This window comes from Psychrobacillus faecigallinarum, assembly GCF_014836595.1.
In the GTDB taxonomy this organism is placed as follows: Bacteria; Bacillota; Bacilli; order Bacillales_A; family Planococcaceae; genus Psychrobacillus; species Psychrobacillus faecigallinarum.
In genome coordinates this window covers 75,375-94,838 of sequence record NZ_JACSQO010000005.1, presented here as the reverse complement: position 1 = coordinate 94,838, position 19,464 = coordinate 75,375, and the positions used below count along the sequence as shown (strand labels likewise).

The 19,464-nt window shown below is 35.6% G+C and carries 28 protein-coding genes; 27 read left to right on the top strand and 1 reads right to left on the bottom strand.

What is annotated here, in order from left to right; translation table 11 throughout:
* The first annotated feature begins 11 nt into the window (after nucleotides 1-11).
* The 12 genes from H9650_RS11520 to H9650_RS11465 all read left to right on the top strand — a co-directional run bounded on the left by H9650_RS11520 (nucleotide 12) and on the right by H9650_RS11465 (nucleotide 6,724).
* Complete coding sequence (locus H9650_RS11520) at nucleotides 12-509, top strand: helix-turn-helix domain-containing protein (RefSeq protein WP_225216045.1); 498 nt, start codon at nucleotides 12-14, stop codon at nucleotides 507-509.
* Entirely contained in the window at nucleotides 506-775 is a 270-nt protein-coding gene (locus H9650_RS11515; RefSeq protein WP_191697278.1) for a hypothetical protein, read from the top strand. Before H9650_RS11520 ends, H9650_RS11515 begins: the two co-directional genes overlap by 4 nt.
* Nucleotides 776-989: 214 nt before the next feature.
* Nucleotides 990-1,415 (top strand): YopX family protein, encoded by a 426-nt coding sequence (locus H9650_RS11510; RefSeq protein ID WP_191697277.1) that lies wholly within the window; start codon nucleotides 990-992, stop codon nucleotides 1,413-1,415.
* Nucleotides 1,416-1,521: 106 nt separating this feature from the next.
* Nucleotides 1,522-1,725, top strand: a complete 204-nt coding sequence (locus H9650_RS11505; protein WP_191697276.1) for a hypothetical protein — start codon at nucleotides 1,522-1,524, stop codon at nucleotides 1,723-1,725.
* Nucleotides 1,726-1,826: 101 nt separating this feature from the next.
* Complete coding sequence (locus H9650_RS11500) at nucleotides 1,827-2,762, top strand: YqaJ viral recombinase family nuclease (protein ID WP_191697275.1); 936 nt, start codon at nucleotides 1,827-1,829, stop codon at nucleotides 2,760-2,762.
* 13 nt (nucleotides 2,763-2,775) lie between these two features.
* On the top strand, nucleotides 2,776-3,585 hold the full coding sequence (locus H9650_RS11495) for a recombinase RecT (protein ID WP_191697274.1): 810 nt from the start codon (nucleotides 2,776-2,778) through the stop codon (nucleotides 3,583-3,585).
* 89 nt (nucleotides 3,586-3,674) lie between these two features.
* Nucleotides 3,675-4,718: a DnaD domain-containing protein gene (locus tag H9650_RS11490; protein WP_191697273.1), complete on the top strand. Its 1,044-nt coding sequence runs from the start codon at nucleotides 3,675-3,677 to the stop codon at nucleotides 4,716-4,718.
* Between the two features lie 3 nt (nucleotides 4,719-4,721).
* Entirely contained in the window at nucleotides 4,722-4,901 is a 180-nt protein-coding gene (locus H9650_RS11485; RefSeq protein WP_191697272.1) for a hypothetical protein, read from the top strand.
* Nucleotides 4,898-5,065: a DUF6011 domain-containing protein gene (locus H9650_RS11480; RefSeq protein WP_191697271.1), complete on the top strand. Its 168-nt coding sequence runs from the start codon at nucleotides 4,898-4,900 to the stop codon at nucleotides 5,063-5,065. The genes H9650_RS11485 and H9650_RS11480 overlap by 4 nt, the downstream gene beginning before the upstream one ends.
* Nucleotides 5,062-5,481, top strand: a complete 420-nt coding sequence (locus H9650_RS11475) for a RusA family crossover junction endodeoxyribonuclease (protein ID WP_191697270.1) — start codon at nucleotides 5,062-5,064, stop codon at nucleotides 5,479-5,481. Before H9650_RS11480 ends, H9650_RS11475 begins: the two co-directional genes overlap by 4 nt.
* Before the next feature lie 11 nt (nucleotides 5,482-5,492).
* Nucleotides 5,493-5,735, top strand: a complete 243-nt coding sequence (locus H9650_RS11470) for a hypothetical protein (RefSeq protein WP_191697269.1) — start codon at nucleotides 5,493-5,495, stop codon at nucleotides 5,733-5,735.
* Nucleotides 5,736-5,953: 218 nt separating this feature from the next.
* Nucleotides 5,954-6,724, top strand: coding sequence for an adenine nucleotide alpha hydrolase family protein (locus H9650_RS11465; RefSeq protein WP_191697268.1), 771 nt, complete (start codon nucleotides 5,954-5,956; stop codon nucleotides 6,722-6,724).
* A 25-nt stretch (nucleotides 6,725-6,749) separates the two neighbouring features.
* Here H9650_RS11465 and H9650_RS11460 read toward each other — a convergent pair whose 3' ends face one another.
* Nucleotides 6,750-6,887, bottom strand: a complete 138-nt coding sequence (locus H9650_RS11460) for a hypothetical protein (RefSeq protein WP_191697267.1) — start codon at nucleotides 6,885-6,887, stop codon at nucleotides 6,750-6,752.
* A gap of 124 nt (nucleotides 6,888-7,011) precedes the next feature.
* Between H9650_RS11460 and H9650_RS11455 the strand changes: the two genes are divergently transcribed.
* The 15 genes from H9650_RS11455 (at nucleotide 7,012) to H9650_RS11385 (ending at nucleotide 19,456) form a co-directional block, all read left to right on the top strand.
* A complete protein-coding gene (locus tag H9650_RS11455) occupies nucleotides 7,012-7,176 on the top strand; it encodes an XtrA/YqaO family protein (protein ID WP_404814886.1) in 165 nt (54 codons plus the stop codon).
* The gene (locus H9650_RS11450) at nucleotides 7,173-7,688 is read left to right on the top strand and encodes a hypothetical protein (RefSeq protein WP_191697265.1); all 516 of its coding nucleotides are present in this window, start codon (nucleotides 7,173-7,175) and stop codon (nucleotides 7,686-7,688) included. Before H9650_RS11455 ends, H9650_RS11450 begins: the two co-directional genes overlap by 4 nt.
* Nucleotides 7,689-7,969: 281 nt before the next feature.
* Nucleotides 7,970-8,488: a DUF1643 domain-containing protein gene (locus tag H9650_RS11445; RefSeq protein WP_191697264.1), complete on the top strand. Its 519-nt coding sequence runs from the start codon at nucleotides 7,970-7,972 to the stop codon at nucleotides 8,486-8,488.
* Between the two features lie 287 nt (nucleotides 8,489-8,775).
* Nucleotides 8,776-9,246 carry a hypothetical protein gene (locus H9650_RS11440; protein ID WP_191697263.1) on the top strand — a complete coding sequence of 157 codons (471 nt, stop codon included), beginning with the start codon at nucleotides 8,776-8,778 and terminating at the stop codon, nucleotides 9,244-9,246.
* Between the two features lie 116 nt (nucleotides 9,247-9,362).
* Nucleotides 9,363-10,235, top strand: a complete 873-nt coding sequence (locus tag H9650_RS11435) for a hypothetical protein (protein WP_191697262.1) — start codon at nucleotides 9,363-9,365, stop codon at nucleotides 10,233-10,235.
* Nucleotides 10,236-10,331: 96 nt separating this feature from the next.
* Nucleotides 10,332-10,523 carry a hypothetical protein gene (locus H9650_RS11430; RefSeq protein WP_191697338.1) on the top strand — a complete coding sequence of 64 codons (192 nt, stop codon included), beginning with the start codon at nucleotides 10,332-10,334 and terminating at the stop codon, nucleotides 10,521-10,523.
* Between the two features lie 11 nt (nucleotides 10,524-10,534).
* Entirely contained in the window at nucleotides 10,535-11,020 is a 486-nt protein-coding gene (locus H9650_RS11425) for a sigma-70 family RNA polymerase sigma factor (protein ID WP_191697261.1), read from the top strand.
* A gap of 140 nt (nucleotides 11,021-11,160) precedes the next feature.
* Nucleotides 11,161-12,366 carry a DUF4062 domain-containing protein gene (locus tag H9650_RS11420; RefSeq protein ID WP_191697260.1) on the top strand — a complete coding sequence of 402 codons (1,206 nt, stop codon included), beginning with the start codon at nucleotides 11,161-11,163 and terminating at the stop codon, nucleotides 12,364-12,366.
* Nucleotides 12,367-12,439: 73 nt separating this feature from the next.
* Nucleotides 12,440-13,330: a terminase small subunit gene (locus tag H9650_RS11415; protein ID WP_191697259.1), complete on the top strand. Its 891-nt coding sequence runs from the start codon at nucleotides 12,440-12,442 to the stop codon at nucleotides 13,328-13,330.
* A complete protein-coding gene (gene terL, locus H9650_RS11410; RefSeq protein WP_191697258.1) occupies nucleotides 13,311-14,771 on the top strand; it encodes a phage terminase large subunit in 1,461 nt (486 codons plus the stop codon). Before H9650_RS11415 ends, terL begins: the two co-directional genes overlap by 20 nt.
* Before the next feature lie 10 nt (nucleotides 14,772-14,781).
* Nucleotides 14,782-16,116 carry a DUF1073 domain-containing protein gene (locus H9650_RS11405; protein WP_191697257.1) on the top strand — a complete coding sequence of 445 codons (1,335 nt, stop codon included), beginning with the start codon at nucleotides 14,782-14,784 and terminating at the stop codon, nucleotides 16,114-16,116.
* Nucleotides 16,109-16,891: a phage head morphogenesis protein gene (locus tag H9650_RS11400; RefSeq protein WP_191697256.1), complete on the top strand. Its 783-nt coding sequence runs from the start codon at nucleotides 16,109-16,111 to the stop codon at nucleotides 16,889-16,891. Before H9650_RS11405 ends, H9650_RS11400 begins: the two co-directional genes overlap by 8 nt.
* Nucleotides 16,892-16,981: 90 nt before the next feature.
* The gene (locus H9650_RS11395) at nucleotides 16,982-17,857 is read left to right on the top strand and encodes a hypothetical protein (protein WP_191697255.1); all 876 of its coding nucleotides are present in this window, start codon (nucleotides 16,982-16,984) and stop codon (nucleotides 17,855-17,857) included.
* Between the two features lie 52 nt (nucleotides 17,858-17,909).
* Entirely contained in the window at nucleotides 17,910-19,001 is a 1,092-nt protein-coding gene (locus tag H9650_RS11390; RefSeq protein WP_225216043.1) for a DUF2213 domain-containing protein, read from the top strand.
* 2 nt (nucleotides 19,002-19,003) lie between these two features.
* Entirely contained in the window at nucleotides 19,004-19,456 is a 453-nt protein-coding gene (locus tag H9650_RS11385; protein ID WP_191697253.1) for a structural cement protein Gp24, read from the top strand.
* The last annotated feature ends 8 nt before the right edge of the window (nucleotides 19,457-19,464 follow it).

Here is a 19,464-nt window from a genome sequence, read left to right as displayed (position 1 = left end):
TGGTGGGGGAAATGTTGAAAGAAATGAGAGGGGAACAAACGCAGTTATCTTTAGGTTTGGACATAAATACAACACGCGAAACTGTTTCAAAATATGAAAATGGTCGTTCTAAAGTTCCCTCTGATATTTCTAGAACTCTAGTAAAAAAATTTGATAATGCTAAATTCGCTATAACGGTGAGGAACGAATACACAGGAACAGGCCCTAAATGGTTAGATGGGCCAAATGTGGATTTACATCGATCAAGCGTAAAAGAAAAAACCGTAGAAGAAATGAAAGAAGCGTTGGATTTGATAGTGAATACTTGTTTAGCTAAGCCTTTAAAGAAGCTACAACATTTTGAGTTACAATCCGTTGACTCTATGCTGCAGGAAGCTGTCGAAGCAATTACTGCATTAGATCATTTCATTGCCGTCGTTTGTAAAGAGGCTGAAATAAGTTATACAGAAGTATGGGATAAACATTACAAGGCGCTTATGAGTGCCGGATATCTTGGAGGAACTAAATGAAACCAGAACTATTCAGACAACAGGATTATCATGCAGCATTAAGAGTACACGCAAGCATCTTAGATTGCAGTAAGGCCATTGAGGATTGTGTAAAAATGGGTGATTTAGAGGAAGCTATCTCATTTGTTCGCGATATTAATAATTCGCTAGAAACACTAAAAAAATTGGCAGATAGAAAAGTGCTTGAATCACAAATGAAAGGTTTACTGGATGACTTAGTTGCAGCAGGGGTTAATGTGATGGTGGTGAAACGAAATGTTCAATAGTCCTGAGAGTGTAATTATCTATGTTGTCTCTATTGGTGCAGCACTTCTGTTAGGGAATATGTGGGGAAGTTTGAACACGGAACATAAAAAAACTGACTAACTCGGCAAAGTTAATCAGCGATTATCAAAATGTCTAAATAGATTATAGCACAATGACGGACTAATTACATGAAAAGTGGGATTTTAAAACAGTAAAAAAAGGAGAGATGAATTGATGAATGGTGAAATTAAATACAAAGCGTGGGACACAAGCAACAAGAAAATGATTGATTGGGAAGAAATGCGAATCGAAAAGGATGAGGACGAGCGAGAATTCTTAATTGTAGTTTTTGATGATGGAGTAGGTGAGCATTTCGAAGAGTTCCCGTTGTTACAATACACGGGCATGCAGGATATGCATGGAAATGAAATTTGTGAAAGTGATGTTCTAAAAATTTATCCAAGAAACAAAGAACATTATGGAGAGTTTTCCATTTTCCATGTTTGCAAAACTTTAAGTGCATGGGGATGGAACTTTACTTGGCTTCATTTGAGTGGTTATGAATGTTGTACTCACATAATGGAACGATATGACGAAAGGTTTGAAAATGTAGAGATTGTTGGGAACGCTTATGAAAATCCAGATTTGTTTAAGGCATAGTAAGACCATTCGACGGAGCTTATGGCTCCCGTCAAGAAGTCTAGGATTCCCCCTTTGCTTTCCTAGACTTCTTGATGGGATTCAACCATCGGAAAGAGGTGATTAAATGGGAAACCCAATGGTAGCAGGTTATGGCTACGAAGAACCTTTAAGAGAACCTAGAAAGGTTGGGTGCTGCAACTATCGACATTGCAAGGAAGATTTATATGAAGGTGAAGGTTATGAGTGGGATGGTTACTTGTATTGTTCAACAGAGCATATGGGTGAACACATTGTTGAAGAAAACCTGGCAGTTGATTTAAGTGCATAAAAAAATCCGCTATTGGAGTAGCGGACTTAAAGGATTCTCTTATAAAACGGATGTCTCTATTATAACGAGAATCCTTGGATATGACAAGAGGAGGGATAGTTATGCAAGCTCAATCATTGATTCAAACAGTAGACATGAGTCGTGAACAATGGCTAGAAGCTAGGCGTAAAGGAATTGGAGGCAGTGATGTCTCAGCTATCGCAGGACTAAATAAATGGAAGTCTCCAGTAGCTGTTTACTTGGATAAAGTAGGACAGTCTCCTATAGAAGATACTGCTGGTGAAGCTGCCTATTGGGGCAATGTAATGGAGGATATCGTGGCTCAAGAGTTCAGTATACGTACTGGATTAAAAGTTAGACGAAAAAATGCGATTCTTAAACATCCAGAACATCATTTCATGTTCGCAAATGTGGATCGCTTGATTATCGGAAAACAAGAAGGCCTGGAATGTAAAACAGCTTCGGAGTACTTAAAAGGTGAATGGGAAGATGAAGAAATTCCTGCAGCGTACTTACTCCAAATACAGCATTACATGGCAGTTACCGGATATAAAGCATGGCACCTTGCTGTTCTGATTGGTGGAAACAAGTTCATCCATAAAAAAGTAGAACGCGATGAGGAGCTTATCAGCTATCTAATACAAATTGAAAGAGACTTTTGGGAAAACCATGTTTTGAAAGAAATTCCTCCAGCATTCGATGGATCTGATGCCTCGGTTGATTTATTAAAGGCTCTTTATCCAGAATCGGAACCAGAGTCAGAGATAAACCTTCCTAAAGATGCTGAAACACTCTTAGTAGCATTGGAAGTAATCAAATCCGATATCAAGGAATCGGAATCTAAAAAGAAAGAGTATGAAAATCAAATAAAAGCTTTAATGGGTGTTAACGAAAAAGCATATGCAGGCACTCGAAAGATAACTTGGAAGTCAAATAGTGTTACGAGAATCGATTCTAAGCGATTGAAAGCAGAACAGCCTGAACTATATAAGAAATATTCGAATACCACGTCAGAAAGAAAATTCTTAATCAAATAGGAGGAATAGAACCATGGCAACAACAGCCGATGTTAAAAATCAATTAGCTACAAAGGCAAACAACGGAGTACAGAAACAGGTGTCTCCTGAGAATACATTAAACGCTCTATTAAAAAGAATGGGGCCAGAGATTCAACGAGCTCTACCAAAGCACATGGATGCAGACAGAATTGCTCGCATTGCACTTACGGCAGTTCGCACTACACCTAAGTTACTAGAGTGTGACCAAACTTCTTTCTTAGCTGCAATCATGCAATCAGCTCAATTAGGAGTCGAACCGAACACAGGGCTAGGACAAGCTTACCTAATTCCTTATGGAAAGAACGTTCAGTTCCAACTCGGATACAAAGGGTTAATCGATTTAGCAGTACGTAGTGGACAGTATAAGGCAATTTATGCTCATGAAGTTTATGGGAACGATGTGTTTGAGTTTCAGTACGGATTGAATAAAGACTTGATTCATAAACCATCTACTGAACCAGAAGGTGAACCGATTGGTTATTACGCGGTTTATCATCTTAAAAATGGTGGATATGATTTCGTGTATTGGACCAAAGAACGTATTGATCAGCATGCACAGAAGTTCAGTCAAGCAGTACAAAAAGGATGGACAAGCCCTTGGAAGACTAATTTCGATGCAATGGCAAAGAAGACGGTATTAAAAGAGGTGCTTAAATACGCTCCTAAATCAATTGAGCTTCAGAAAACGATTGAGGCAGACTCCACTATTAAAAATGAGATTGCAGCTGATATGAGTGACATTATCGATGTTACAGATTATAGCGTTGTGGAAGAATCTCCTGAGCAAAATTCAGATGAATGATTAGCACCAGGGCAAGTTTTTGAAGATAAGTTAGTTTAAACAAAAGAGGGGGGCTTCCCCTCTAAATATAAAAGAAAAGAGGAAACCAAATGGCGAAGTACAGACAAGTACACACAACATTTTGGGATGACGGCTTTGTATTGGACCTTACGCCGGAAGAGAAATACTTCTATCTGTATCTAATGACAAATGGCAATACAACGCAATGTGGCATCTATGAATTACCATACAGGGTCATAGAAATGCACACAGGATACAACAGGGAAACAGTACTTAAACTACTTCAACGTTTTGTTGAATATGGAAAAATTACTTACAACGAGTCAACAAAAGAAATCATGATAAATAATTGGGCGCGGTATAACTTCATTAATTCGCCAAAAGTAAAAAAATGCATTGAAAAAGAGTTGGTTGCAGTTAAACATATACCGTTTGTTTATGCTTACCTTACTTCTTTAAAACAGTATGGATACAGTATCGATACCATATCAATACCATCAATAAATCAAAGTGAGCAAAAAGACATACATTCCAATGATGGCAAGGGTTCGATACCGTATCAATACCCTATGGATAGTCTATGCATAGACCTGGGGGAAGAAGAAGAAAAAGAAGAAGAACAAGAACAAGAAGAAGAAAGAGAAGAAGAAAAAGAAGAAGAAAAAGAACAACAACAAGAACAACAACAAGAACAACAACAAGAAAAGAAAAAATCGTCAGTTACAGTTGAAAATGAAATCACTCCATTTGAATTTTATGAAAAGAACGGATTTGGAGCCATCACTCCCCATGTAGGAGAAAAAGTTAATGCATGGATAGATGATCTATCTGAAAGCTTAGTTTTACATGCAATGAAGATTGCTATAGAGAATGGAGCTCTTAGATGGAACTATGTTGAATCAATCTTAAAGAACTGGTCCACCAAAAAAATTAGTTCAGTCGATGAAGTGGTTGCTCTTCAAGAAAGATGGAGGCTCCAACATTCTAACAAACATTCGAAGTCCGTTAGAGAAGAAAAAGTACCTGAATGGTTTGGTAAGGATGCTGATGAACCAGCACCTAAAACAAAATCTGTAGTAATGGATATAGAAGCAGAACGCAAAAGATTAAGACAAGAATTGTTGGGAGGATGAAATATGCAAGTACCAGTAGTTGTATGTGAAAACGAGAACTGTGAAAAAGTCATTCATAAAGGAGACGAGGTTTGGCATAAGGGCTCTGAGCTGTATTGCTCTGGGAAATGCTTAATCGAATCATTTGCGCCTCAGAAACAAATGATTTTACGTGAAAAACATATTGTTGGAGGTGTGAGATGAGTACATGTAAACGATGTAACAAACCATTGAAAACTCCTAAAAGCATTGATGAGGGTTACGGACCTGTATGTAAGAGAAAGCATGAGGAAGCTGAGGCAGAGTTCCTTAAACGTCAGGTGACCATTGATGAGGAATTGGAATACCAGGAGAGGATGCGAGCATGAACAACATCCTCTTCGAAATACCAGGTGAACCAGTCGCACAAGGAAGACCAAGGGCAGGGAAATCATGGGGCGGTAAAACTGTCCTCTATGATCCTGCTAAGTCGAGGGACTTTAAACAGTACGTAAAGTTAGTAGCTGGTCAGCACGCTCCAAAAGAGCTTATAACAGGACCAATTGACTTAGCTATAGATATTTATAGGGCAACTCCTAAAAAGTATCAGACGAAACCAAAACAGGCTCTTATAGAACAAGGAGAACTAAGACCAACCACTAAGCCTGATGTAGATAATTACGTAAAGGGTGTTAAGGACGGCTTAAACAAGATTATCTGGCAGGATGATAGCCAAGTGGTGAATTTAACAGTTAGGAAATTTTATAGCATGCAGCCGAGGGTGGTTGTTAGGGTTGCTTTTTGAAAGGAGAAAACATGAGTAAGTCATTTAAACACTATCAAGTTATTGAAACAGACGGTATGACAGCAGATAAATTACAAGCCGTATTAAACGATGCTACTAATGGATTCCCAGAAAAACAAATATATCACGTGATTGGCTCGAAAATTATTTTAAGCTTCGATTCTATTCTTAACGAGAAGGGCCGTATGGAAGCAAAAGTAGCAAGAATGTTTAGTGATGGAATTATAGATTCTAATACAGGCAAATTAGTATAACGCTTTTTGATAAGACGCACTAGAAACATATAACGAAGGAGTGAATTATATGTCAGTAACTAAATCGTGTGAAAATTGTCGTAAGAAACCATGGACTGAAACTATGAATTATATAGGCTACATTCATTTTTATTGCAAGAAATGTTTTATAAAAATTCAATATCCCATCAGAGCGGATTAGAGAGTACTAAGTAGAAACAGTAAAGGAGGCTAAAAGCATGAAACATATAGTTTTCTACTCAGGTGGGATTGGTAGCTGGATGACTGCAAAAAGAGTAGTTGAACAACATGGGAAAGAAAACGTCATACTCCTTTTCACCGATACTCTCATAGAAGATGAAGATTTATATAGATTCATAGATGAAACAGTTGAAGAATTAGGAACAGAATATGTTCGTATCGAGGACGGAAGAACTCCTTGGGAAGTATTCAAAGATGTTAGGTGGTTGGGGAATAGTCGACTTGCTCAGTGTTCCCATCATTTAAAACAAAAGACTGCTGATAAGTGGATAAAGGACAACTTCAAGCCAGATGAATGTATTTTATATCTAGGTATTGACTGGACAGAAGAGCATCGAATAATAAAACCAGTTGAAAACTGGGCGCCATACAAAGTAGAATTTCCGATGTGTGAAGAACCACTAATGACCAAAGACGAAATGCTTCAAGAACTTAATAACTTGGGTATTTCAACGCCTAGGCTGTATGATCTTGGGTTTTCTCATAACAATTGTGGAGGAATGTGTGTAAAAGGCGGACAAGGACACTTCCTAAATCTTTTAAGACACTTTCCAGACAGATTTGAGTGGATGGAGAATTATGAAAAAGAAATGCAGGATTACTTGGGGCAAGAAGTAACAATTTTAAAGCGCTCAGTAAATGGTAACCGTGAAAATTTGTCATTACAAAAACTTAGGGAAGAATATGAAACTGGTTCACAACAACTTGATTTCTTCGATATGGGCGGTTGTGGATGCTTCATAAGTTAGTGAACATTTCGTAGAAAGAGCGTCGTTATGAAGATAAGTTTAAAAGGAATCGAAAAATACTTTCGCCATAGAAACCGACGGTAACAAGAAATAGTGCTGCTATAAGCAATGCAATAATTGGGACTGCAAAAGAGTTCCAAAGTCCTTTAATGAAGTTTTGCATATATAACCTCCGGATTAATGACATAAAAAATAAGACAAGATTCCTCCTGTCTCTCACAAGAAAATTATAACACATTGGAGGGATCTTGGTGAGTATAGAAAATTTAGAAATAGACACAGAGACAATGCAATTAACAGTTGATATAATGGATATACCTACCAGTTGTGTGATTGTTATCTGTGACGGAAAAGCAAAACTCAGAGAGCTTCCGACACATGGGGAATATAAGATTGTTACGCATCAAGGAAAAGTTAAGAGGATGCGGACGGAAGAGGGGGAAGAGTTTTGAAAAGCATAGAATTTATTATTAGTATTATAGGTGCGATAGCTACATCAGGAGCTGCTATTGCAGCATGGCTAGCAGCTCAACAAGCAAAAAAGAATACAGAGTTAACGCAGGTGTTTAATAATAAAAACGATTTACAAAAAAGAAGCGAAGTTAAACCACTATTGGAAATCGTTAAATATGGTACGGAAAAAGAAGGATATCAAATAGGCTTCAAAAATTTAGGATTCCAAACTATTTTGTTTTTAGAAGCAAGTATAACCAGTGAGTCTTTAAAAAAAGTAGAGTTTTTTGACGATATACAGAAATGCGAAATTAGTTTATCAGAAGACGGTTTAGTTTTTGTTAATCTAAATAAGGTTGCAAACACTGGTACATTGCAAAAAGAATCACAACTATCTATAAAATATAAAACGATTTACAACGACGTTATCACGGATGTCTATCATTTGCATCGTGAGGTATCTGGAATACCGGTAAGAACCAATATAGAATTTGGATATCTAGTTAACTAATTTATCAACATAGTCCCACCAACCAATTGGAGGACAACATTTGATTACAGCTTTAAGCTGTGTCATTTGTTGTCCTTTTTAGTAAGAAAAAGAAAATGATTGGTAATTATATCCTCTAGTAGATTATAATATTACTATATCTATACAGTCATTAGAACTATTTATTAGTAAAATGCTATAGGCTAGATGAATGGCGTTATTGAAGTTAAAAATGAATATAAGATGATTTTAAGACATTGAGGGAAAGTGAAGAGAATGCTGAGGGAAGAGGGAGAAGAGTTTTGAAGCTAAAACCAGGACATAGGTATTGGAAAGAAAACGAGGTAGTTACCTCAGTTTTTGATGATAATAATTTCCCGACATATCGTTATTTATTAGGATGTACATGGGATAAAAGCTTAGAAACTGTTACTTTTATTCTTCTTAATCCTAGCGTTGCTGATAATGAGATATGTGATCCTACACTGAATAGATGTGTTAACTTCTCAAAATCATGGGGATACGGTGGCATGAAAATTGTAAATATTTTTGCTTTAATTTCTACAAATCCACAAGGTTTGTCAAATCACCCTAATCCTGTAGGGGAAGAAAATAATGATTATATTCTTAAAGCAGTTAATGATTCTAATCGGGTGATCTTAGGGTGGGGTGAGAAATACGGTTCAATAAATAATAGAGATCAAATGGTAAAAACACTATTAGTGGATTATAAACTCGATTGTATTAAAAAAACAAAAAATGGAAAACATCCAAGACATCCAATTTATTTAAGAGGAGATTTACTGCCAATACCATTTTAATTAGTTAATCAATAATTTACAATATTAGGTGACATATATATATATATAGACGCATCAATGGAGAGAAAGCAGATGCCGTGGGAAGAGGGAGAAGAGTTCTGACTGATCGGTTTATCAACATATTAAAACTTTTATTTTTGTTTCTTATAGTATCTATCTCTATATATTACATTGGATTTTCAATAGTCCTTAAATTTTTTGTGATTTTGATAGTAGTGCTTTTTATTGTAGGCAAAATCAATAGTCATTATCATAAATCGTTTGAAATTAATATAATGAGAATTGCTATGATATTTTTCATGATGATATTATCTAGTATAGCTATAGTATTATCAGGGTTCATTGTAATTTTACTTGTAAATTTACTAGGAATTAATATAGTAGTAGTGAAATGGTTTAGTATATTTGAAAAAAATCAAAGTATAGTAAGTGCAAACTCTATTTTCATCTTAATAGTAATGATTTTTTTACCTGCATATCATATTTACAATTTTATTAGAATGATTAGTAGTTCACTATTTGAAAGATGGTTAAAGAGGAATCAAATTTTTAAAGATGTAACTCGTTGTTATGATGAAAAAATATTTTTGGCATACTTTACAATGATAACAGTGTTCATGGGCTTTTTACCGATGTTCGCGGGTGAAATTTTAGCGGTCAAAGAAGAAAGAGAAAGCATTGGTGAATTATCTTTAATATTTTTGATGATGAGTTTATTGCCCAATGCTCACTTATTGTTTGCTCAAGCAAAGAGATAATAAATTATTATATGAGACCCAGTGAAATATAATATTCTTTTACCTGACGTAGAAAATAAAATTGTGACGCACCAAGGGAAAGTGAAGAGGATGCGTGTCGAACAGGGGGAAAAGTTTTGAGTGAAAAAAAGTTCAAGTTAATTAAAAAAAAGACAGTAGAGTCTTCTGTTAAGGATAGAAATAGTTGGACATTTACCATTGCAACATTAGGGATAACCGGAACAATCTGTTATCTATTAATAACAGGTAAAGTAAATATAGATAGTTCAACCTTACTATCATTAATTTTAGCGTTTTTTTCTATTTATTTATCAGCAACATTTTATTTTAAGTCCACTGAACAAAGTAATCACTTTTACAATACAGCTTTTAATCATAATAAAAATATCTCTGAATCGCTAAGTGGGATGAAAGGTGAGTTTGGAACATCCTTAAGAATGATCGAAGAGTCAAGTAACTATATGAAAAATAGATTTAATGAGCTGAATAATTTATCAGGGAATATTAATACTTCAACTAAATTGCAAGAAGAATTAAGAAGTGAATTTGCTGAACTGATTGATAAATCAGGAATTGAAGAAGAAGAAAAGAAAAGGTACAGTGAGCTGTTAGAACAACAATCAGAACTACTAAATAAAATAAATACAAATTTCGAAAAAGTTAAAAAAACAAATGATTTCGTTGGGAATAGCTCGGTTGCAGCAACTATAACTGTTAGGAACAACGGTGAAATGGAATTAAATTCCTATTATACAAATTTATTAATTCACTTCTTGGAACCTTTTTACTCTAGGTATTCATATCAGTTAAAGAGTTCTTTTATCACAAAAGATGAATTGAATCGTATGTTTCTTGAATTTCAAAAACTGATGGGAGATCCTTTAAGCATAATCAAAGAAAATTTAAAATCATCTAATTATATAGATTTGTCAGGAAACCTAACAGATAAGGGATATCATCATATTCTGAATTTCGTTAAAAGTAAATAAGTAGTCCACCCAGCCAACTGGAGGACAACAGTGAACAGCTAAGCGCTGATTCATTTGTTGTCCTCCTTTTTTATTTCATGTAAAGGAGAGAAAGAAATGGGAACGTTACAAACGGAACTTATCGAAAAAGGGCTAAAACGGCCTCTTAGACAAGGGATAGTTAAAAAGAATACTAGTACAAGCAAACAAAACAAAGAACGTTTTTCTCGCAGGGAAATTGAAGATTTAATGGGATGTAATCGACAAGTATACAAGCGTGTTGGTGGAGCTGTACGAAATAAACGATAGGAGTGTTGAATATGTTCAAAACTGGAACTTCCATAGCATCCATAATTGCGGATTATCAAATGATGAAAACAGAAATTGCTAGATTAGAACAGATTTTATACGGATTTAAAATCCCTATGGACAACTGGGGTGTTGCTCAATATGGTTTAGATGCAGCCATGCCAAAAGGATCCTCAGGTAAGAGTGAAGCTGAATTAAAAAAGATGGATGTAAGAGAAAGGAAACAAATGGAGCGTCTAAATTATATGAGATACTGCGTCCTCATCTTAGAAAGCTATACCAATACTTTCTCAGACCTAAGGACCAATATTATTTATGATCACATTTTAGACGGTTGGACTTATCGACAAATTGCCAGTGAGTTAGGTGTAGGAGTTACTTACGTGAAAGAGTGCAAGCATCAAATAATAGATATTATTGTTAGCGCACGAAACGCACAGAACGCACAAAACGCACAAGGCGACCAATATTTGCTAAAAGAAAGATCTGCGGTGTAAACTTGAAAAGAAAAATCATAGTTATTGCACATGTGATAACTAGAGTTGTTCTTGTATCATTAATTATTATTTTTGAAGTTTTTAATTTTGCAGGAATTAATATCCTTTTGTCGAATTTGATATATAGGGGGAGATAATAAATGGCTGGACTTAGAGTATTTGTATCATCAACTTGCTACGATTTATCAATAGTTAGGTCACAACTAAGAACTTTTCTATCTGCAATGGGATATACTCCAATTATGTCGGATTTTAATGATGTATTATATGATCCAAGGATACATACACATACGAGCTGCATAGACGAGGTAATAAACAGTGATATGCTAATATTAATAATTGGTTCAAGGTTTGGGGGTAAAGGTGTACCAGAAGCAGTAGAAAAAGTAGACTTTCAAAACATAAAAAAAGAAGATATGGCTGCTGGAACTTTATCAGAATTACAGGAGAATTTATCAATTACTCAGCTAGAGGTACTTAAAGCGATAGAATCATCTATCCCCGTTTATACTTTTATTGAACAAAAAGTATGGCATGATCATGAGCTATATGAAAGAAATAAAGAAAAAGAAATTATTAATCAGATATATTTTCCTTCAATCGATAAACAAGAAACGGCTAAATATATATTTAATTTCATAAATTTTGTTAGACAAAGAGCTAAAGGTAATAATATTTTTTCTTTTAGCAGAATTCAAGAAGTTGAAGAAATCATAAAAAAGCAATGGGCGAGTTATTTCCAAAAACTTTTGAATGAACAACGTTTTAGAGATGTAGAAGTAAAGCGCCTTGATAATCTTACAGAACAGTTTGAGGACTTGAAGACAGCTATTCTAAGTTCTATGGGTAATGGAAGAGAAAGGGATGTCGCAAAAGGTGTAGTTAAGTATAGAAAATTAATTGATTTTATTTTAGCTTTGAAGGTAAGAGATTTCAATTATATTAAAAATTCTACAGTTGATTGGTCGGAGTTTTTAAATTTTGCAGAGATAAAAGATATAATAAGTGTAACAGATGTAGAATTTAGTAATAGTAGGGGTGTTGGTAGACCTAGAACAATATTATTAAGATTTGATGACACTTTCTTTGAATGTAGATTTCCAAAAGAATATGTTCAAGACTTTTCATTAGATTGGAATACCTTTATAAGTCTTCCAGTTGAGTCTAGAGATATTATTGTGGACACAATAGTTGATATGTCAACTAGAGGGAGCATAAATATCAGATATATACCTGAAAGATTCAGTGATATTTATCAACAAGATATTCTACAATTAAGAAAAGATGGTTTCCCTGAGGTAAATGAGTACATGGTAAGAGATAGTAATACGAGAGTGAAGAATTAATAAGGACATATAAAAGCATCCTACGGGATGCTTTTTTGTATGTTCAAAATTTTGGAGGTGGCAGGTGATGTAGATGATTGAAAATTATGTTAGAGCTGAAGAAGATTATGTAAATGGAATGAAATATAAGGATATTGCCAAGAAGTATAATGTTTCTATTAACACAGTGAAGTCGTGGAAAACTAGGCATAAATGGTCAAAGGAAGTAATTGAAAAAGTTGTGCACACAAAACCAAAAAGGGTGCATACAAAAAAAGAGAGTGCGCCTAAACAAAAAGAAGTCGTTGAATCATTGGAACCCTTTGAGTTAGAAGATGATGGTTTCAATGATAAACAACGCCTTTTTATTAGTTATTATGTGAAGTACTGGAATGCAACTAAAGCATATCAAAAGGCTTATGGTTGCAGTAGAGAAGTGGCGTTAACTAATGGTCCAAGGTTGCTCAGAGATGCTCGGATACGAGAAGAAGTTGTTAAAGTACGTGATAGCTTAACGGAAGATGCTCTTTTAGACGAAAGAACACTCATACAGAAGTGGATTGACATTGCCTTTGCAGATATTACGGATTACTTGAAGTTTGGTAGACAAGAAGAAATCGAATATCAAGAAAACGGACAACCAGCAATAGATATGCATGGAAATATCAAAACCTACGCTTTCAACTATGTTCATTTGAATGAATCCACTGAAATTGACGGATCACTTATTACTGAGGTGAAGCAAGGTAAAGATGGAATCACTGTAAAGTTAGCTGACAAGATGAAGGCACTTGAGTTTTTATCGAAGCATAAGGATTTACTTAACGACAATGAACTGAAACGATTGCGTGAAGAGAAAACCAAAGCTGATATCGCAAAAACCCGTTCTGAAACAAAAGGAACTGGCACTGCAAACATCAGCGTAGTAGACTTCAGTAATTTAAGCACAGAGGAGTTGAGGGCAATTGCCAACTTTAAGCGTTGAACAAATTGAAGCATTATCCTATGAAGCCGAAAAAGAGCTTGCTAGACGTAATTATCGTGATTATGTGGAATATGTGCACCACGGTCATTATTCGCATTTTAGGCATACAGAATTGGTTTGTAGTGTACTACAAAGGATTTCCGATGGAGAACAACTATCCATATTAATCGAAATGCCACCACGACATGGTAAGTCAATGACGGTAACCGAATCATTCCCAAGTTACTATCTTGGTCGCAATCCAGATAAGAGAGTTATAGCTGCTGCATATTCTGATGGACTTGCTACTAAATTCGGTCGTTTAAACCGAAATAAATTTAATGAGTTTTCACACGAACTATTTAACGTTCAACTGTCCGAATCGAATGCAGCTACAAAAGATTGGGGTGTGAAGGATAGACGCGGTGGAATGATAGCAACTGGTATTGGTGGTTCAATCACTGGTCAAGGTGCGGACCTAATGATTATTGATGATCCAATTAAAAACATGAAGGAAGCAAGCTCTCAAACTATTCGAGATAACATATGGGATGAATGGGAAGCAACACTTTCTACACGTTTGCATGATGGTGCTAGTCTTATTGTTATCATGACGCGTTGGCATGAAGATGATTTAATCGGTCGATTACTTGCTCGTAGTCCACGAAAATGGGTTCGTTTACGTTTACCTGCCATTGCAGAAGATGAAGACGATCTATTAGGACGTGAAATTGGAGAACCCTTGTGTCCTGAACTTGGATTCGATGAGCATTGGGCAGAAGAGAAAAAGAGTGAGGTTGGTTCACGTATATGGGCTTCTCTGTATCAACAACGTCCTTCTCCTGCAGGAGGTAATATTTTTAAAAGGGAATGGATTAAATTCTATGTTCGTACAGCTGAGCAAAAAAGAGAGTGGGGCTTGAGTGATGAGGTTATTATATTGCCAACTCACTTTGATAAAATGGCCCAATCTTGGGATTGTACATTTAAAGACTCCGAAACAAGTGACTTTGTTGCAGGTGGTGTTTGGGGTAGAAAGAAGGCACAGTATTTCTTGTTTGATATTGACCATAGACGAATGGGTTTTGCTGATACAATGAAAGCGATTTGTGCTATGTCTGATAAGTGGCCAAATGCAAGAAGTAAATATATTGAGGATAAGGCTAACGGTTCAGCTATCATCGAAATGTTAAAAGATGAGATAAGTGGTATCGTTCCGGTAAATCCAGATGGTGGTAAGGAGGCACGCGCTAATGCGGTGTCTCCTTTATTTGAGGCTGGCAATGTTTATTTACCACATCCGAATATGTGTCCGTGGGTAGAAGATTTGATTGAGGAATTGGTCAGCTTTCCGAATGCTGCACATGATGATTTAGTGGATATGACCACCCAAGCATTAAATCAACTGTATACAAATAACTCCAATCCTCTTGACCGTTACAAAAAGCTTTTAGGAAAGTAGGTGATACCAGATGAAAACTATCGACCAGGCAAAACATTTTAAAGAGGATTTTATGCAGGGAAATGGGAAAGCGAATAGTAGAGATAAACTCACACGTCAGGTTGCTGGCTCTAACCGGAAGTTATCTCACGAGGAAATATCCAGCCTATATGCAGATAGTCGTATTGTACAAAATATCATTGATATACCCGCCGAAGATATGACTCGTAATTGGTTCACTCTTAAGATGGAAAATGATCAACTAGCTCGCGACATTATGAGTAAGCTTGCTGATTTAAATGCGAAGAAAGCCTTTAAGGACATGATTACTTATGAGCGTTTGCGTGGGGATGGTTTTATATCGTTAGGGGTAACGCAGGCAACTAAATTCGATTTAAATGATGAACTAGATATGAATAAACTATACTCTGTTGATTACTTACATGCTTTTAGTTCCATGAAAGTTAATGAGTTCCTGATCAATGAGGATGTATTTGATATTAAATATGGCCAACTTGAAGAACTACGCATCAATCGTGCTTCAAGGCATGGTCTGCAAACTAAAACTACTGAATCTGCTGTACACATTTCACGTTTACTTCATAGCCAAACAAGACGTATGGAAGGGGAGTTTCAAGGACCTTCTTTGTTAGAGCCCTTATATGATATTCTGACTGTTTTTGATACTTCTGTATGGTCTGTAGGTCAAATACTTCATGATTTCACTTTTAAGGTTTATAAGTCAAAGGATATTGAGAACTTATCTACTCAAGATAAACAGCAATTATCCATGATAATGGATTTTATGTTTAGAACAGAAGCGCTGGCCATGATTGCAGACGGGGAAGATCTGACAAAACAAAGTACATCTGTTTCAGGTATCAAGGACTTACTAGACTTTGTTTGGGACCTATTAGCAGGTGCTGCACGCATGCCAAAAACAGTTATTAAAGGGCAAGAGTCAGGAACAATTACGGGAGCTCAATATGATGTAATGAATTATTACTCTCGTATTGTCGCAGACCAAGAAAACGAGATGAAACCCCATTTAGAAAAGCTTATTAGGATGTTGTTGATGTCTGAAAAAGAATTAGGAGGACGTATTGATCCTGAATCTTTGGAATGGGAAATTCATTTCAATCCACTATGGAATGTAGATGCAAAAACAGATGCTGAAATACGAAAAATTGTTGCAGAAACGGATCAAATTTATTTAGTGAATGGAATTATCACAACCGATGAAATTCGAGAATCACGTTTTGGTCAGTTTGGTTTATCAAGTGAAGTGAAATTTAGCGGTGATGAAGCTGATTTTAGTCGAATAGCTAATGAAGTTTATAGAAGTTGGCGTGATTCCAATGACTAAAAAAATACCAGTAACACGCTTTCCTGATGCTGCAACAGTTACTTATAGTCGTACATTGAGGAAGATGATAGGAGAGTTAGGTGTTGAGACAATTGCTCTATTTGAAAAGTACATGGAGCCAGAACTATCAATAAGACAAGATAATCAGGAATTTAGTAATGATGGATTGTTCGATAGTTTAAAGAAAATGCTCAGGTCCTTAAAAAGTAAAGCAAACAAAGTTTTTGCTCCAGGTAAGAATGAGCGTGCGGCACAAACATTTATTAATAGTGTTAATCGGTTCAACAGACATAACTTAGAACAACAAATGAGGGTGAGAGGGATTGACCTTACATCTACAGAAACATGGGTTCCTTCATTCCTTAAATCAAAGATTAAAGATAACGTCGGGTACATTGAGACCATTGAAGCTGACTATTTTAGGGACATTGAAGAAATAGTTAACGAAGGTGTTGTGAAGGGTTCATCAATCAAATTAATACGTCAACAATTAATGGAGCGTGTAGAAGTAACGCAGAACCGTGCTCAATTTATTGCGATAGATCAAGTAGGCTCTATTTTAGGTCAAATGACAGCTCAACGACATCAAAATATCGGGGTTGAAAAGTTTAAATGGCTAACGTCAGCAGATGAGCGTGTACGCGAAACACATAAAGCGTTGAATAAGAAAGTTTTTTCCTACAGTGATCCGCCAGAGGTTAACGGCAGAAGTGTAATACCTGGTGAAGATTATCGTTGTCGTTGTGTGGCTATTCCTATTTTTGATGATGAATAAATCAATTTAGACTAAATGTTTTATAGTTAGTAAAAAAAATTGACAAATTAACAAATAACCCTTTTTATGTAATTTAAGGGGGATGATTTTATGATTATTAACTTACAAAAAGATTATAAAAAACTGATGATGGAAAAAATTAATAATAGTAATTTGAGATTGCCTGAAAATTTCAGCGATGATAGATTAATTATTCATTACATCAATTATCTTAGAAAAAAGTCATTTGCTGGACCACATAAAATAGTTAAGTCATCAAATTTCAGTTGTCCACCAGAATACAAGAAAGGATTTACTAAATTAGAAGAGATTATAAGTAATGGGGGAGACATAACTCCTTACTTTAATCGAACAGCTTCTGATTTATCCAAATACGACGATTTGTTTTCAGAATGGGGAGTACTCCATTTCCATTTAGGAGATGAATTTATCAAAGGCGAACATTTAGTGAAGCGTGGTAATCCAGTTTTATTCGCTTATCTTCACGAGGATACGGTTTATTTTATAGATATTTATAAACATGGTCACTGGACAGATTTTGGAGTTATTCAAACTATGTTTGATAATTGGCCAGAAATAATAAATCCATATGTTATTCCCGATGCAATTTCTTTAAATAAGGATATAACATCTTCAGAACTAAAGGAAACACGTAAAAGTGGCTCTTTAGTTTTATTCACTATCAAAGATTCAAATGGGAAAAATATATGTTTAATGCCACCAGGAATGGGTTTAAATACGGCAAGAAGTTCAATTCAAGATACTAGAATTTATGATGATGCGATGAATAAACTGAGAGAAATTCAATTACATTTAATTTCTATTGAAGATGAAATAAAACTAGATATGGAGAATCGGGGGATAATTTTGAATCAAGAAATATCTTTTGAGTTAATGAGTTTTAATGAACAAGAATTATATCTTCTTGATAGTAATCATCAATATACAATTACTTACGGATTATAGATTTAGGACATGCTTTACGGCGTGTCTTTTTGTATTAGAAGGAGGTGAAAAATTGAAACTTCAACGTTATGACAGGTCCTATATTAAAGACTATGGAGAGACACCAGAGGGTTATTTAACGGTACAAGTGCCGATAACTCGTCCTGGTGTTTTTCCATATCAACGGCAAGATGGTACTGTTCAAATGGAAGCTAAGTTGCCAGATGAGATTTTTAATGATCGCACCATTCGTTCTGCACGTTCTAAGCCCGTTACAGATGAGCATCCTAATGAGCCGGTGACGTTAGACAACTATCAAAGTTACGCAAAAGGCATGAGCCATACGGATGCACGTGTAGAGGATTTAAAGTTATATGTGTCATTGACAATAACTGATAAAGATCTTATCCAGAAGGTTTATGACGGTAAACGAGAAATCAGCATCGGATTCATGTCTGATGTAGTGGCAGAAACAGGTACTTATAATGGTCAACAGTACGATTTTACACAACGTAATATTGAAATTAATCATATTGCAATAGTAGATCAAGGGAGAGCTGGTCCAGAGGTTGCTATTCGTTCTGATAGTGATGCATGGCAAATTCAAGATGAAAAAGGAGGAAGTACATTGGTTAAAATTAAGATTGAAGGTACAGAGTATGAAGTAGATCCAGTAGTGAAAGCACACATTGAGTCTTTAAAAGCTAAAAAAGAAACAGCAAAAGTAAAAGGTGACAGTTTAGATACCTTACAAGGTTGTTACGATGCTTTAGAGGTTAAGCTTCAGAATGCAGAAAAAGAATTAGCAACAGCAAAAGAAAACCAATTTTCTGCTGATGAATTAGATAAAAAAGTGGAAGAACGTGTGAATTTAATCAGCACTGCAAAACCTTTACTTGGTGATTCATACGATTTTACCGGTAAAACAGAGCGTGAAATCAAAGAAGCTGTTATCGCTACAACTAAATCAGAATTTAAAGGTGATGGTAAGTCAGATGACTATATCAACGCCTTTTTTGATGCAACTGTAGTACAAGTTGAAGCTAACGGATTTTCTAGCACTGGTACAAATAATGCTTTTACCGGTGACACTAAAACCAATGAAAAAGAAATTGAAGAAATGAAAAACAAGCGCTTGAACATGCGTAAAGAAGGAGGAAAATAAACATGCCTATTACAAATTATCCTGAGTACATGTTACCAGCAGGTAAACCTGGCCAATTATCCAATTTCCAAGATTATATGGCAGATACGTATGCAGTAGAGGCAGTTGTCCGCTTTGGTGGTGCAGTTCAATTAAACACTACAGGTACAGCTATTAAGCCTATAGCTACAGGCGGTGCAGTTATCGGTATTGCTTTAGCACAAAATATTCACGATTACGTAGAGAAGAAAGACGACCAAAACTATCCAGTGGGTGAACCTGCTGCAATAGTAAAACGTGGTCGTATTTTTGTTATCGCGGGCGGTGATGTTGTTAACGGTCAAGCTGTTAAAGTAGACCCGGTAACACAAAAGTTTGTAGCTACTGGTGCGGCAGTTATAGACGTATCAAGTGCAGTATTTAAAAGCAATGCTTCAGCTGATCAATTAGTAGAAATAGAAATTAACTTACCTTAGGAGGAACT